This is a genomic window from Tatumella sp. JGM118 (assembly GCF_018257515.1).
In the GTDB taxonomy this organism is placed as follows: Bacteria; Pseudomonadota; Gammaproteobacteria; order Enterobacterales; family Enterobacteriaceae; genus Tatumella; species Tatumella terrea.
The window spans coordinates 89,280-102,148 of record NZ_JAERJR010000006.1; the positions used below are offsets into that span (position 1 = coordinate 89,280).

Sequence of the window (12,869 nt, forward strand, 5' to 3'; positions counted from 1 at the left end):
CTCCGGTTTTCTTCAAATTGAAAATATAGATTTTTTTTCTGTATTTTTACTATACTGGGGCTGACAAATATTCAGAAACTCCGCTGTACTGTTGTTGGTTTTATGTTTCATTTTTGTTTTGTATTTTTGTGGTTAATTGTCAGGTTGATTATAAGCTGAGTTCACTACGGGATGTGATTATGGAATATTATGCAATTGTTCTGTTGAAATTCATTATCGGTTTTGTGGTAGTGATTTCGCACCTTAACTTTTCAGGGAAAACGCAACTGTCCCAAATGACGCCGGTAGATTTTATCGGTAACTTTGTGCTCGGGGGGATCATCGGCGGGGTGATCTACAGTGATGCTATCCCGATGCATCAATATATTCTGGTGCTGTTGATCGGCGTGATGCTGATTTCACTGCTGAACTGGGTGAGTAAACATGTCTGGTTTTTCCGCACGTTTACTATCGGGGAGCCGATCCCTATCATCAAAAACGGTAAGTTCCTGATGGATAACATCCTGCGCAGACGCAATAAAATCGATATTATCAATGTGGCTTCACAGCTGCATTCGCAGGGGATCCACTCTTTCCAGGAGATACGTTACGCACAGATTGAGCCGAGCGGATCACTGTCGGTGGTCTGTGAGGGCAGCAAGATGCCGTCGATTATCGTGATGAAAGATGGCCGGCCAAGAGCGTCGGAACTGAATATGATTAATAAAGATGAAGAGTGGCTGGATGCCAAACTCGACAGCCTGAATATCCCGCGCAGCGATGTGTTTATCGTTGAGTTCTGGGATGGCAGTCTGAACGTGGTGCTGCATGACGGGCAGGTGACACGGGACGTCGCATAAGCGTATACCCGGGGCTTAGGCCCCGGGCTGTCCGGTCTGCCAGCGGGATTTCCTGCGCTCGTAGCCGTTCCCGGCCACCCGAACCCGGTTTTTTAACCCTATCTGCCCTGACCTGATTACCCCCGGACCCCGTGCGACAGTCGTTTCCGCCGAATGTGATCACGAAGCAGACTGATATTAGCCCGCGACGCTGCACGGGTATCACCGATCCACTGTTCGTGGTGGGGCTGCACCGGTAACGGGCACGGTGCAGGCCAAAGGCCCTCTTTTCAGGCAATCGCCTGGCGGGGGCCTTTTCTGTAAGGATTACAGTGTCTGCAGAAATGCCAGCAGGTCATCGTTCAGTTGTTGTGCATGGGTCACGACAAAGCCATGAGGCGCATTGTCATACACCTTTAGTGAAGAATTTTTAATCATTTCGGCCGCCAGTTTGCCGGTGGTTTCAAAGGGAACTACCTGGTCATTGTTGCCGTGGATCACCAGTGCCGGTACATCTATTTTTGCCATATCGGCACGGAAATCTGTCTCCGCAAAGGCCGTCACACACTCCACCGTCGCCTGCAGCGATGCCAGCAAGGCGATATTCAGCGTCTGTGTCCGGACGCCATCAGACACGGTCTGGCCGGCATTCGTGCCGTAAAACGGGGTCGCAAAATCGCTGATAAACTGCGCGCGGTCTTTCAGTAAGCCCTGGCGGATATCCGTAAACACCGATGCTTCCACACCTTGCGGGAAATCGGGTTTGGCCCCCAGTAACGGGGTCACTGCGCCCAGCAGGACCAGGCCATCAATACGTGAACTTCCGTAATGACTGATATAGCGGGCAACATCGCCTCCGCCCATCGAAAAACCGACCAGAGTGACGTCCTGCAGATCCAGATGGGTCAGCAGATCATGGATATCCGAGGCCAGGGTATCGTAGTTATACCCCTGCCAGGGTTGGCCGGAACGTCCGAATCCCCGGCGGTCAAAGGCGATGGCACGATAGCCATTCTCCGCCAGAAACCTGAGTTGTGTATCCCACATATCGCTGTCCAGAGGCCAGCCATGGCTGAAGACCACCGGTTTGCCGGTGCCCCAGTCTTTAAAATAGAGCGGCGTCCCATCCTGAGTTTTAAATGTACACATAGGTATCCTTTTCGCTGAGAGAGGGTGGCTGCAGGGCTATTTCCCGGACCTGCCGGCGGGGGGCGGGGAAATAAAGGTCATCTCCCGGCCGGTGAATAAAGTATAGCGTTTACGGAATAGGGCGGGTCAGACAGCACTATTTTCTTTCACTGAAAGCGCGGGATTGAGCAGGACAGATAGCGGATGACACGGGCAGGAAGCGTGAACGGCAGCATAAAAAAAGCCCCGGACGGTGGCCGGGGCGGTGAGATGACAACTTACAATGGCGGGCTTAAGATTCCATCCCGGCCACCAGAAGCTGTTGTTTGTTAATGACCAGATAGCCTCCGATTAACGCCAGCACCGGGATGACGGCCAGCAGGGCACTGACCAGCATGCTGCCGCCGGTCAGGGTGGTGAAGTTAGAAAGCACCATCACCAGCGAGGCCGAAAGCGTCAGTACAGAAACACCCGGCAGGACACGGGTTTTCCAGTGTCTTCCCTGTACCAGGGATTTGTTTTTATTAAAGAACACCACCACCGAAAGGCTGGTCAGCAGCATCAGTAACACAATACCCACGGTGGCAATTCCTGCCATATAGCCGAAGACCTGAGTCAGTGGCTGCAGTTTGCATAATGCACAGATAATAATCAGCACCAGCGCGGTTACCGACTGAACCAGTGAGGCATTAGACGGTGATTTATGCTGATGGTGCACCGCGGACAGGAACTTAGGCATATAGCCCTGGCCGGACAGCACATATTTGTAGCGGGCTAACACGTTATGGAAGCTCAGCACACAGGCAAAGATACTGCTGATCAGCAGCACCTGAATGATGTTACTTAGCAGGGCGCCGTTATACTGACGGGCAATATCCAGCAGCATATTTCCGTTACCGTTCAGGGTATTGTTGGCGACCGTCACCGCCTGGGATGCCCCTGTCGCTTCAATCATCGCCCAGGCCGAAAAGGTATAAAACACACCGATAATCACTACCGCCAGGTAGGTCGCACGGGGAATTGTCTTGCCGGGATTACGGGATTCATCGCGGAAAATGGCCGTCGATTCGAAGCCGATAAATCCGGTCAGGGCAAACAGTACCGCCATTCCTAAACCATGCGAAAAGGCCGTGGCAGGTTCGAATGAGTTCAGGTTGATACCGCTGGCACCGCCTTTTGACAGTACGGAGAAGTTCATGATTAAGACCACACCAATCTCCAGCACCAGCGCAATCCCGAGGATCTTTGAGCTGAGCTCAATGTGGCGGTAACCCAGAATAGCGACGGCTACAATCGCCAGCACCGAGTACAGCCACCACGGATGGGCCGCGCCCCCGTAATGCACCACCAGGTCATTGACCGCCCAGCCCATATAGCCATAAACCCCGGCCTGAATCGTGGTGTAGGTCACCAGTGCCAGCCAGGCGGCACCCATCCCTGCACGGAGGCCCAGCCCCTGGGTGATATAAGAGTAAAAGGCACCGGCATCTTTTACATAGGGTGTCATCGACACAAAGCCGACCGCAAATACCAGCAGGATCAGCGAGGCGATAAGAAAGCCAAAGGGAGCGCCGGCGCCGTTACCGATGCCGATAGCCAGCGGCACGTTGCCGCCGATCACGGTCAAAGGTGCAGCCGCGGCGATCACCATAAAGACGATGCTGCCCACCCCCAGATTTCCGCTGAGTCCGGCGGATTTTCGTGTCGATTTACTGTCACTCATACTGGTATCCCCTGAGTTTTTATGATTCATAATATGTCGGTTCGCAGATCAGTCAGGTAAGGGTTATCCCGTTGTGCCTGAATCACCTGAGACGGATCTATCTCTGCATAAAGCAGTTGTTCCTGAGTTTCTGAAGCCTGAGCTATCACCTGTCCGTCCGGGCCTGCCACCAGACTTAATCCCACATATTCCAGATGTTCTTCCCGGCCTGTCTGGTTGACGTAAGCCACATAGAGCTGGTTTTCCCAGGCCCGGGTGGCTATCAGATGTTTATTCACGAAGTCGAAGGGTTTCATCTGTGCGGTTGCCACCGCGACCAGATGCGCACCAGCCCGTGCGGCAGCACGAACGGTTTCCGGAAACTCGACGTCGTAGCAGATAAGTAATGCAATATTGACCCCGTGACAGGGGATGATGCAGACCGGTTGATCCCCGGCGGTAAACTGACTTTTATCCAGTTCACCAAACAGGTGCGTTTTGCGGTAAATCCCGCTGACTTCCCCTTGTGACGAAATAAAGTAACTGGCATTAAAGACCTTACCGTCCGCGGCCTGCGGTCCGCCTGCGATAATGGCTATCTGCCATTTGGCGGCCAGCGCACGGAGTGCTTCGAGGGGAAATGTCTCAGCCATTTCACGGGTACGTTGGTTAAGCACATATCCGGAAAGAAACATTTCTGGGGTGATCAGTAATGACGCGCCCTGACCTGCAGCTTCCTGTAACGCAGAATCCAGCCGGGCCAGATTTGCGGTGTAGTCACAGTGGCTGCTCTGTGTTTGCCAGATTGCGATTTTCATTATTTCCCCTATCAGCGTTGACAGAATAATTAAGCAATTAGCGTGCCAGTCGTCCCGGTCAGCGGATTTTGCGTTAATACATTAGAAATTATTGAGAATACGGTGACATGGCGGACAGAAGACGCTGCCGGATAAAAGTGGGAGTATGCGGTGAGCAGACAGAGTGCTCCGGATTGGTGCAGATGGCTGGTGTGCTCAATGATGGCGCACCAGCAGAGGGCAGCGATCATTCTCCGGGCCAGAACCGGCGAAAGCGGGCGTGGAATATTCCGGAATCCGGAGTCATAAAATGAAATTTCATCAGAGTGCAAATGATAGGAATAATATCACTGTTTAACCTGTTAACTGATTAAAGGGTTTTTATAGCATTGGTGATTCTACTCACATATAAAAACAGAACAGTCTGCTACTGTCTGATTGATAATAAATCCCCCGGCAAGATGAATAAGAATAACGCGAACTTATCGCGGTGGTATTTATGCATCATCAGGAAGAATTAAGAATGCTTCATTCAGGCTATTAAAAACCGGAAACTGTATTAATTCCTGTCATACGGCTAATTGATAAAGGACACTATCAATGATGAAACCTCTGTTATTATCATCGATGATTACAGGAATGCTTATTACCCCGTCAGTCAATGCAGTCAATATGCCATTCCAGCCACAAATCCGCAGTGACCGTCCCAATATTATTCTGATTGCCACCGAGGATATGAACGCCCGTATCGGAGCGTTTGGTGACCCGGTGGCTAACACGCCTAACCTGGATGCCCTGGCGAAAGAATCGGTGCGGTTTACCAATGCATTTACCATGGCGGGAGTCTCTGCTCCCTCGCGTGCAGGGCTGATTACGGGGGTATTTGCTCATACCCTCGGATTACAGCATATGCGCACTGCCACCCGACCGGAAGGGGCCTATGTCGGCGTACCGCCTTCCTGGATCAAAGGCTACCCTGAGTTACTGCGGCGCAGTGGCTACTTTACTTATAACGACACGAAAACCGATTACCAGTTTACCCGCGGCCATGCGGATGTCGGGCCGTTCTCGTTGTGGAGCGCACACGGTGATTACGGCAATATGGACGATTTGCGGGTGCCGGTGGCCTGGCGTAACTATGATCTGCAGGGTAAACCGTTTTTTATGAACTTTAACCCGCAAATTACCCACGAGTCGGCACTCTTTACCGACAATAATACGCCGAAGGGTTTTGAATATATTACAAAAGTGTGGAATGAACTGCGCTCGTATTACCGCTATACCCCCACCGACCCGGCCAAAGTGGTGATCGAACCCTGGCTGGTCGACACCCCGGAAACCCGTCAGGAACTGGCTCAGCTGTATGACAATATTCAGGTGATGGATCAGCAGGTCGGTCATCTGGTCCGGTCCCTGAAGAAAGATAAGCTCTGGGACAATACCATCGTTATTTTCACCGCCGACAACGGCGATGGCCTGCCGCGTAAAAAACGGGAAGGGTATGATTCCGGCACCCATGTCCCGATGATGATCCATATCCCGGCCAGATACCGGCCGGCGGGCTGGCCTGCCGACGGCAGCAGTGATGACCGGCTGATTTCGTTCGAAGATCTTGCGCCGACCCTGCTAGGCTATGCTGGGGTAAAGGTGCCTGATTATATGAAAGGGGTCGATCTGTCGAAAGATAATGCCCCGCGCCGTGAATATGTCTACGGCTCCCGGGGGCGGATGGATAACCTGAAGATGCGTTCGCTGTTTGTCCGCGATAAAAACTTCCAGTATGTGCGTAATCTGGACAGCACGCCGGGCGGCGCCAGTATCCCTTTCCGGAATGCGTTACGCAGTATGCATGATCTGGTGAATGCACAGCAGAATAAGCAACTGAATCCGGCACAACAGGCCTGGTTTGCCCCGCGTCCGGCCGAAGAGTTTTATGACCTGAGAAAGGATCCGGCGCAGTTAAAAAATGTCATTGCAGACAAGGCCTATAGCGCAGAAATCGCCCGTTTCCGCAAGGCGATGGATGACTGGCGTGATCAGGGGAATGATACCAACCTGATCGATGAAGGGCAGATGGTAGCCGACCTGCTGGATGCTAATGGACAGCAGCATGTCACCCTGCCGCCGGTCGCCATGCAGGATGAGGTAAACCATAAAATCTACCTGAGTAACCGCACCGAAAATGCCTCCATCGGTTACAGCTGGGATGGTAAGACCTGGCAGCTCTATACCGGTGCAATTACCCCGCGTTCAGATCAGTCAGTCCTGCATTTTAAAGCGGTACGTTACGGCTGGCAGGAAAGTCCGACAGAACAATGGACGCCGGCGGATGGATCCCTGTAATGATGCAAGTGCTGCCCTGACAGGCAGCTCTGCCCGCAGGCGGAGGAGTGATCATGAATCGTCCTTTTGAGCATTTCCAGGTGATTGCCAAGCCTTCCGGGTCGGTTTGTAACCTTGACTGTACCTACTGTTTTTACCTGGAAAAGGAGCGGTTGTATCCGGACAGAAAAAACCACTGGAAAATGGACGATGCCACGCTGGAAGCCTTTGTGCGGCAGTATATTCAGGCAGACCGTTCCGGGGTGGTGGAGTTTATCTGGCAGGGCGGCGAACCGACCCTGATGGGCATCGATTACTTTGAAAAGGCGCTGGCGCTGCAACAGCGCTACTGCGGCGGCCGGCAAATTAATAATTCTCTGCAGACCAACGGCATGTTGCTGGATGATCGCTGGGCCCGTTTTCTGAAAAAGCATCACTTCCTGGTGGGGATATCTCTGGACGGTGACCGCGTCAGTAATGACCGCTGGCGTCAGACGCGCGCAGGAAAGAGCAGTTATCCGCAGGTGCTGGCCGGTATCCGTGTCCTGAAGCAGCACGGCGTGGAATTCAACACCCTCACGGTGGTCAACGCGGAAAATGTCCGGCGTCCGCTGGAAACGTACCAGGCGCTGAAGCGCGCCGGCAGCCGTTATATTCAGTTTATTCCGCTGGTGGAAAGGGCCGCCAGCAGGCCAGGCCCGGACGGACTGACTCTGATTTCACCGGATTTCACCGGACAGAGCGAGGTCACGCCCTGGTCGGTGCCCGCACAGGCCTATGGCCGGTTTCTGAACAGGATTTTCGACCACTGGCGGCTGCACGACATGGGGCAGGTGTTTGTGATGAATTTTGAACAGACGCTGACCCAGCGGGCCGGGGGACAGGGGGCCTGTGTCACCGCGCCGACCTGCGGGGCGAACCCGGTGATGGAAGCGAACGGGGATGTCTATTCCTGCGATCACTTTGTCTATCCGCAACACCGGCTGGGAAACATACACCATGCGGATCTCCGGGATCTGATCAACGCTGAACAGAATATCCGCTTCGGTCAGCAGAAACTCCGTCACCCCGACCCTGACTGTCCCCGTTGTACGTTCCGGCCACTCTGCCATGGCGGGTGCCCTAAACACCGTTTTGAACCGGCGGTCAACGGTATGCCGAATAAAAACTATCTCTGTGCCGGATATAAAGAATATCTGCGGCATTGCTTACCTTCAATGGACATTATTCTTTCACTGCTTAATTCGGGGAGGTCACCGGAAAAAATAAAACGCTATTTCAGACATCATACCGCATAACAATAAAATCAACGCAATGGGATAGGTTGCGAAATAACATAAATTAATATTATTTCAGGATGAATTAATATGATGACGATTAAAAATACTTTCGGGGGAATACTGTTTGCCGGGCTTTCTGCTGTGCAGATGAATGCACAGGCTGTACCGGTTTATGATCAGGGGGGAAACCGGCTGCATCTTGACGGACGTGTACTGGGACGTCATTTCTTCAGTCAGAACAAGGCGATGAGTGGTGATGCGGTAATAGCCCGTATTAATTTATGGGCGGAAACCGATATCAATGATCAGATGTACGGTTACAGCCGTTTCGAACATGATTTCCGGGCAAATAAAGCCGAAAGTGAGCCGGGGGAAGATTATACCCGTTATGCGTATGTCGGACTTTCGGCCCGGGAATATGGGTATTTCGATTACGGCAGGAATGACAGTATTTTTTATGATGTGGTCCGCTGGACGGATATTTTCCCTGTCTGGGGCGCGGGCTCTTTTGCTATCGATAACTTTCTGTCACGACGGGGTTCAGGCGCTTTTTCCTATCATAACCGGGACTTTTTCTCTCTGGTGAAAGGGCTGGAAGCCGGTATCCAGTTTCAGGGAAAAAAAGAGGGGAACACCCCGGTACTGAAACAGAATGGTAACGGTTATGGCTTGTCCCTGACCTATAAAATCCCGGAGACCGGGCTGACGGTTGGCGGGTCCAGTATCCGTTCGTCACGGACGGATGCACAGAAAAAACTGTCGCCCGGTCGCGGGGACAATATGGATGCATGGGTGGCCGGCGCTAACCTGGAGCACGGTCCTTTTTATGCGGCGGTATTGTATTCAGAAAGCCGTAATCTGAGCCAGGTCCGCAGCAGCCCGCTCAATATTTACGGGTTTGCGAATAAAGCCAAAAGTTTTGAAGCAGTCGCCTCCTGGAATACACCTCTGCGTTTTACGGCCTCTGTCGGCTATATTCAGTCGCGTGCTGAACGCCTGGAATCCATCGGTCAGGCCTGGCTGGATAAAGCGTGGGTCTTTTTTGCCGCCTGGCCGTTTAATGATAACTTCCGTATTACGACAGAGTACAAAATGAGCCTGCTGAAAGACGATAACGCGCTTCGTCTGGCCAGTCAGGATGCGGTGGCCGTCACCATGATCTATGTCTTCTGAGGCCTGCCCTAAAGACCGACAGTCAGATGCGGATTGCGGGCGGAAAGTTGTCACGGTTGCCGGAAGTGTCTGGCCGGCAGTGAGGCAACCGGCCCCGCCCGCAATACGCTGCATTTCATCGGCGGGCCGTTTTCACCTCTCCGGACGCCGGCAGAATCGCCACCCTCAGCCCCCCTCCGAAAATGCGGCACTATGGACCCGTTCAGGGGTAAGACGTGGGTTCCGGACTTCGGTTGACGAACCACGTGACCGGTTATGCAGATTTCTGCACTGACAGATGACAGCCCTTAGCGATATCACATAAATTTTCTGCGGTAATGACTGACCAAAAGCGGTGGCAAATTTCGGCGCTGGCGCAAAGAAAGGCCTGTCCGGAAACGCTATGCTCGCAGTTTGTCAGAAAAAGGGCGATGGCAGATGCATGAATTACGTTTGATATTACTGTTGCTGCAGCAGATGTGTGTCTTTCTGGTCATCGCCTGGCTGATGAGTAAGACACGCCTGTTTATCCCGCTGATGCAGGTCACGGTCAGGTTTCGTCATAAGTTGCTCTGCTATATCACTTTTTCAGTCTTCTGTATCGCCGGAACCTATTTCGGGCTGCATATCGATGACTCCATCGCCAATACACGGGCTATCGGCGCGGTGATGGGAGGGCTGCTTGGCGGGCCGTTAGTAGGGGTGCTGGTCGGGCTGACAGGCGGTCTGCATCGCTATTCTCTGGGAGGGATGACGGCCGTCAGCTGCATGATCTCTACGGTGACCGAAGGACTGCTGGGTGGTCTGCTGCACCGGTATCTGGTCCGCCGGGAGCGGGCAGATAAAATCTTCAGTCCGCTGACGGCGGGGCTGATTACGCTGCTGGCAGAACTGGTACAGATGCTGATTATTCTGCTGATTTCGCGGCCTTATCCGGAAGCGCGGTCGCTGGTCAGCCATATTGCCGCCCCGATGGTGATCACTAATACGGCCGGTGCGGCGCTGTTTATGCGCATTTTGCTGGATAAGCGCGAGATGTTTGAACGCTATACCTCCGTGTTTTCAGCCACGGCATTACGGGTTGCCGCCGCCACCGAAGGGATATTACGCCAGGGGTTCAATCAGGAAAACAGCCTGAAAGTCGCTCAGGTACTGCACCGGGAGCTGGATATCGGAGCCGTGGCGATCACCGATTGTGAAAAGCTACTGGCTTTCACCGGGATCGGTGATGATCATCATCTGGCCGGACGGCCGGTCTCTTCTGATCATACCCGCCGTGCCATTGAAACCGGCAACGTGGTCTATGCTGACGGTAATGAAGTGCCTTACTGCTGCCGGATCAGTCCGCAATGCCGGCTCGGATCGTCACTGGTGATCCCGCTACAGGGAGAAAACCAGCGGGTCATCGGCACCATTAAGCTGTATGAAGCAAAAAACCGCCTGTTCAGTTCGATCAATCGTACGCTGGGAGAAGGGATCGCGCGGCTGTTATCCGCACAGATCCTGGCGGGCCAGTATGAGCGTCAGACCGCGCTGCTGGCCCGGTCAGAGATTAAACTGCTGCATGCTCAGGTTAACCCTCACTTTCTGTTTAACGCGCTGAATACCCTACAGGCGGTGATCCGCCAGGACAGTCAGCGGGCCGGTTTACTGGTGCAGGATCTGTCGACCTTCTTTCGTAAAAATTTAAAACGTTCGTCAGAAATTGCGACCCTGGGCGATGAGCTGGAGCATGTACAGGCTTACCTGCAAATCGAGCAGGCGCGCTTTCAGTCGCGGCTGAAAGTGACCCTGCAGATCCCGGAGGAATTACGTCATTACCGGTTACCGGCATTTATTCTGCAGCCGCTGGTGGAAAATGCGATCAAACACGGGACATCACGGCTGTTCGGGGTCGGGGAAATTACTATCTTTGCCCACCGGCAGCCACAATCTGTGGAAGTGACCGTTCAGGATAATGCCGGTCTTTATCTGCCGGAGGATCACCACCACCAGGGGATGGGGATGGGGCTGGCTGACAAACGACTGAAAGCGAAATTCGGCGATGATTACGGGATTACGGTGACGGTGGACAGCGAATGTTATACCCGCGTGACGCTCCGTATACCGGCGGAGGCGGAGCGATGCTGACGGTACTGATCGTCGATGATGAACCTCTGGCGCGGGAAAATCTGCGGGTGCTATTACAAGCGTATCCGGATGTGGAGATTGCCGGCGAAGCCGAAAATGCGATAGAGGCCATGGAGGCCATTAACCGTCTGCAGCCGCGGGTGGTTTTTCTGGATATCCAGATGCCGCGGATCAGCGGGCTGGAGATGGCCGGGATGCTGGATACCCGTCAGCGGCCCCGTATTGTGTTTCTTACGGCCTATGATGAATACGCATTACAGGCGTTTGATGAAAATGCCATCGATTACCTGTTAAAACCGCTCCAGCCGGCCAGACTCGAAAAAACACTACAGCGTCTGCGGCAGGCAGAGGAGCCTCAGGATTTCAGCCGGATAGAGGTGACCCAGCGGCCGCTGAAATATATTCCCTGTAATGGCATGAACCGTATTTATCTGTTACCGATGGAGGATGTTGCCTGTGTCAGCAGCCGTATAGGTGGCGTCTCTGTGACCGGCCGGGATGGAAAAGCCGGGACGACGGAGTTAACCCTGCGGACACTGGAGCGACGGACCCCGCTGATCCGCTCTCACCGGCAGCATCTGATCAATCTGGATCTGCTTAGCGAGATCCGTATGCATGAAAATCATCAGGGTGAACTGGTGATGAAAAACGGACTGACAGTCCCGGTCAGCCGCCGTTATCTGAAGGTGCTGAAGGAGATCCTCGGATTGTCCTCTCCGCGACCGCCGATCTCCGGGGAATGATCCCGGGACGGTAAGAGGATCCGGCGGTTATCCGGGAGTTTACCGGTGTTTCGCCGAATGATTATCTCCGCGACCCACGGTCTGCGCAGATTGACTCCCGGGCGGTAAAAGGATCCGGGAGTTTACCAGCGTTCCACCGGTGATCATCTCCGTGATCCAGGGTTTTGCGGGGAGAGATCCCCGGGCGGTGACAGGGCCTCTGATTATTCAACAGGTTGACTGAATTTCCCGGGATGATCACTACTGTGACGACGACCAGTGGCAAGAGATCGACCTGTAAACGGATTACCCGGCCCGGCAAGGGGGGATTCGTCGTGGTGGTCTGAGGGGGACAACATCGCCCCGGAACCCACGGGGGCGGAATATTCTCTGGGCGGAGCATTACGGCTCGCGTATCAGGCAGACGAAGGCCGTGACACCGGTGACGGTGATTACCCGGCCCGGTAAGGGGGGGCGTCGTGGCGGTCCGGGGGGGACAGCATCGCCCCCGCCCCCGGGGAGCGATCCCGGGGATCCACCCGACAGCCAGTAACAGAAAGGCCGCAGTGACGGGGCCGTTCAGCAGCAGCGCATTCCTCCTTTCCCCTCACCACCATAGCGTGCCTGCTGGCGTTCACGGAAAAACTCTTTATAACTCATCACCGGCTGGTCAGGATGCCTGAGCTGCATATGCGCTACATAGGTATCATAATCGGGAATACCGACCAGCATTCTGGCGGCATGTCCGAGGTGTCTGGCAACAGAACCCGTTTTACTCATCGCTTCTCCTTCGTCACCGGCCCGGCAACCGTGGGCCG

General features: G+C 53.8%; 10 protein-coding genes. 6 read left to right on the top strand and 4 right to left on the bottom strand.

From position 1 onward, the window contains the following. Positions 1–179 precede the first annotated feature (179 nt). Positions 180–839: a DUF421 domain-containing protein gene (locus JK223_RS08320; RefSeq protein ID WP_212713723.1), complete on the top strand. Its 660-nt coding sequence runs from the start codon at positions 180–182 to the stop codon at positions 837–839. A gap of 306 nt (positions 840–1,145) precedes the next feature. Here JK223_RS08320 and JK223_RS08325 read toward each other — a convergent pair whose 3' ends face one another. The 3 genes from JK223_RS08325 to JK223_RS08335 all read right to left on the bottom strand — a co-directional run bounded on the left by JK223_RS08325 (position 1,146) and on the right by JK223_RS08335 (position 4,466). Further along, positions 1,146–1,967 carry an alpha/beta fold hydrolase gene (locus tag JK223_RS08325; RefSeq protein WP_212713724.1) on the bottom strand — a complete coding sequence of 274 codons (822 nt, stop codon included), beginning with the start codon at positions 1,965–1,967 and terminating at the stop codon, positions 1,146–1,148. Positions 1,968–2,238: 271 nt separating this feature from the next. Continuing rightward, positions 2,239–3,669, bottom strand: a complete 1,431-nt coding sequence (locus tag JK223_RS08330; RefSeq protein WP_212713725.1) for an APC family permease — start codon at positions 3,667–3,669, stop codon at positions 2,239–2,241. 26 nt (positions 3,670–3,695) lie between these two features. Then, positions 3,696–4,466 (bottom strand): carbon-nitrogen hydrolase family protein, encoded by a 771-nt coding sequence (locus JK223_RS08335; RefSeq protein ID WP_212713726.1) that lies wholly within the window; start codon positions 4,464–4,466, stop codon positions 3,696–3,698. Positions 4,467–5,045: 579 nt separating this feature from the next. Here JK223_RS08335 and JK223_RS08340 point away from each other — a divergent pair. The 5 genes from JK223_RS08340 to btsR all read left to right on the top strand — a co-directional run bounded on the left by JK223_RS08340 (position 5,046) and on the right by btsR (position 12,072). Beyond that, positions 5,046–6,788, top strand: a complete 1,743-nt coding sequence (locus JK223_RS08340) for a sulfatase (protein ID WP_212713727.1) — start codon at positions 5,046–5,048, stop codon at positions 6,786–6,788. Between the two features lie 53 nt (positions 6,789–6,841). Next, positions 6,842–8,065, top strand: a complete 1,224-nt coding sequence (locus JK223_RS08345; RefSeq protein WP_212713728.1) for an anaerobic sulfatase maturase — start codon at positions 6,842–6,844, stop codon at positions 8,063–8,065. A gap of 69 nt (positions 8,066–8,134) precedes the next feature. Beyond that, on the top strand, positions 8,135–9,220 hold the full coding sequence (locus JK223_RS08350) for a porin (protein WP_212713729.1): 1,086 nt from the start codon (positions 8,135–8,137) through the stop codon (positions 9,218–9,220). 417 nt (positions 9,221–9,637) lie between these two features. Beyond that, positions 9,638–11,329, top strand: coding sequence for a sensor histidine kinase (locus JK223_RS08355; RefSeq protein WP_212713730.1), 1,692 nt, complete (start codon positions 9,638–9,640; stop codon positions 11,327–11,329). Next, the gene (btsR, locus tag JK223_RS08360; RefSeq protein ID WP_212713810.1) at positions 11,323–12,072 is read left to right on the top strand and encodes a two-component system response regulator BtsR; all 750 of its coding nucleotides are present in this window, start codon (positions 11,323–11,325) and stop codon (positions 12,070–12,072) included. Before JK223_RS08355 ends, btsR begins: the two co-directional genes overlap by 7 nt. A 558-nt stretch (positions 12,073–12,630) precedes the next feature. Here btsR and JK223_RS08365 read toward each other — a convergent pair. Next, positions 12,631–12,831, bottom strand: coding sequence for a YbdD/YjiX family protein (locus JK223_RS08365; RefSeq protein WP_212713731.1), 201 nt, complete (start codon positions 12,829–12,831; stop codon positions 12,631–12,633). Positions 12,832–12,869 lie beyond the last annotated feature (38 nt).

What these genes read in the sequence shown, in the direction of transcription:
- JK223_RS08345 (WP_212713728.1), top strand. Translation starts at nt 6,842, where the DNA reads ATGAATCGTCCTTTTGAGCATTTCCAGGTGATTGCCAAGCCTTCCGGG.
- JK223_RS08355 (WP_212713730.1), top strand. Translation starts at nt 9,638, where the DNA reads ATGCATGAATTACGTTTGATATTACTGTTGCTGCAGCAGATGTGTGTC.
- JK223_RS08325 (WP_212713724.1), bottom strand. Translation starts at nt 1,967, where the DNA reads ATGTGTACATTTAAAACTCAGGATGGGACGCCGCTCTATTTTAAAGAC.
- JK223_RS08350 (WP_212713729.1), top strand. Translation starts at nt 8,135, where the DNA reads ATGATGACGATTAAAAATACTTTCGGGGGAATACTGTTTGCCGGGCTT.
- JK223_RS08335 (WP_212713726.1), bottom strand. Translation starts at nt 4,466, where the DNA reads ATGAAAATCGCAATCTGGCAAACACAGAGCAGCCACTGTGACTACACC.
- JK223_RS08340 (WP_212713727.1), top strand. Translation starts at nt 5,046, where the DNA reads ATGATGAAACCTCTGTTATTATCATCGATGATTACAGGAATGCTTATT.
- JK223_RS08320 (WP_212713723.1), top strand. Translation starts at nt 180, where the DNA reads ATGGAATATTATGCAATTGTTCTGTTGAAATTCATTATCGGTTTTGTG.
- JK223_RS08365 (WP_212713731.1), bottom strand. Translation starts at nt 12,831, where the DNA reads ATGAGTAAAACGGGTTCTGTTGCCAGACACCTCGGACATGCCGCCAGA.
- JK223_RS08330 (WP_212713725.1), bottom strand. Translation starts at nt 3,669, where the DNA reads ATGAGTGACAGTAAATCGACACGAAAATCCGCCGGACTCAGCGGAAAT.
- btsR (WP_212713810.1), top strand. Translation starts at nt 11,323, where the DNA reads ATGCTGACGGTACTGATCGTCGATGATGAACCTCTGGCGCGGGAAAAT.